The organism is Acinetobacter sp. 228 (genome assembly GCF_048147885.1).
Genome location: NZ_JAYWYV010000470.1, coordinates 1 through 1,141, shown reverse-complemented (window position 1 = coordinate 1,141; position 1,141 = coordinate 1). Strand labels below are relative to the sequence as shown.

The 1,141-nt window shown below is 35.1% G+C and carries 1 protein-coding gene and 1 pseudogene; both read right to left on the bottom strand.

The features are described from left to right. Positions 1 to 37 precede the first annotated feature (37 nt). The gene (locus VXQ92_RS19940; protein WP_001075412.1) at positions 38 to 1,018 is read right to left on the bottom strand and encodes a DNA polymerase III subunit delta'; all 981 of its coding nucleotides are present in this window, start codon (positions 1,016 to 1,018) and stop codon (positions 38 to 40) included. Between the two features lie 11 nt (positions 1,019 to 1,029). Then, positions 1,030 to 1,141, bottom strand: a pseudogene (locus VXQ92_RS19935) (3-deoxy-manno-octulosonate cytidylyltransferase); the annotation flags it as partial.

Here is a 1,141-nt window from a genome sequence, read left to right as displayed (position 1 = left end):
ATAATTCCACCCATTTGTGGTTGCATTAGTGTTCCCCTTAAACGTTCATTAATTTTATAAAAAGTTGATCTATGATGAGTTGTGTTTGTACATTCTGTTCAACCAATCTTTTAGATTGCTGTAATTCCTCATAAAGACTAAATAAACTTTCTAAATTATAGTTTTGCGCCAATTGATCGAACTGTAAATCTATATTTTTCTGTGGTTGATTGAGCTTGACACAAATTAAATCCCCTAACAAGTATTCAAGAAGCATCATAAAATCACTAAAGTTGAGTTCTTTTTGCCATTTAGCCGAATAAAATAAAGGCATATTTTTTTGATTTACAACTTTAGTCCAGTCTTCTAAAAAAGACTGTCTTTTAGCAAACCAATCACTAGTCGCAATTTCAACTGCTTGCAACGGCATATCATTAGAAAGACCTAGCAATAATTCAGCTGGTACTGATGCTGTTTCCGCTAAATGTTCATTTAGATAAGATGTGGCTTCTGTATATGAAATACGGTCTAAAGCAAAATGCTGTAAGCGACTTCGAATGGTTGCCGGTAATTTCAAATAATGATCGGCCAACAAGATTAAAACGACGCGTTCACCTGGCTCTTCTAAGGTTTTTAGCAGTGCATTTGATGATGCAAGATTTAAAGCTTCAGCTGGCTCAATAACAACAACACGCCATCCCTCACCAGTTTGTTGTACAAATGGCAATAAATCTCGAATTTTTTCTATTTTAATTTTTGCATTCTGTTTTTTATTTTCTTCATCTGTCGTGATATGAACATAGTTTGGATGCGTATCTGATTTTAACCATTGACAGCTACTACATTCACCACAAGCACCTTGAGGTTGTTTATTTAAACAAAGTACCCACGCTAAGAAATGCTTAGCAAAAGCATGTTTACCACAACCTTGTTTACCATAAAATAATAAGCCATGCCCAATATTAGGAAAACGTGTTGTTAACGTTTCCCACATTGTCTGTTGCCACGGATAAACCTTAGAAGTCACATTCTGATTCATTAAATTAACGCTTACTCAAAAGACTCAACAGGCATATTATTTAAACGATCAAGATCTGCTTGAGTGTCAACACCTGGTGGTAAATTCGCTTCTGCTACAGCAATAGCAATACGGTGTCCATTT

Coding starts and splice junctions, on each gene's coding strand:
- VXQ92_RS19940 (WP_001075412.1), bottom strand. CDS start 1,018: ATGAATCAGAATGTGACTTCTAAGGTTTATCCGTGGCAACAGACAATG.